Source organism: Ignatzschineria sp. PL_is040, from assembly GCF_055813795.1.
On record NZ_JBVPGU010000046.1, the window covers coordinates 1 to 370 of the forward strand.

The following is a 370-nucleotide window of genomic DNA, read 5'->3' on the forward strand; positions in this document are numbered from 1 at the left end:
GACGATTGTTACGAAAGAAGATACGCCGAAGAAAGGCACTATTACGGGTGTCACTGATGTGGATGGTGATGATCTGACTTATGCATTAGGTGATAAACCAGCGCATGGTACGGTGACGGTTGATGGTGACGGTAACTATACTTACACGCCAAACAAAGACTATCACGGTGATGATGAGTTCACAGTCGTTGTTTCAGATGGCAATGGTGGCAAAGTCACGGTAACGGTTCCTGTAACAGTCACACCGGTAAATGATGCACCGACTGCTGAAGCACCAGCGATCATTACGAAAGAAGATCAACCAGAAACAGGAAAAGTCACCGGGAAGGATGTAGATGGTGATGAGTTAACTTATGTGGTTTCTGAACAA

The 370-nt window shown here is 45.4% G+C and carries 1 protein-coding gene; it reads left to right on the forward strand.

Translation table 11 applies throughout. The features are described from left to right. Nucleotides 1–370: Ig-like domain-containing protein (locus AC0SAP_RS10385; RefSeq protein WP_473384112.1), on the forward strand; the 370-nt coding region annotated here is incomplete at both ends.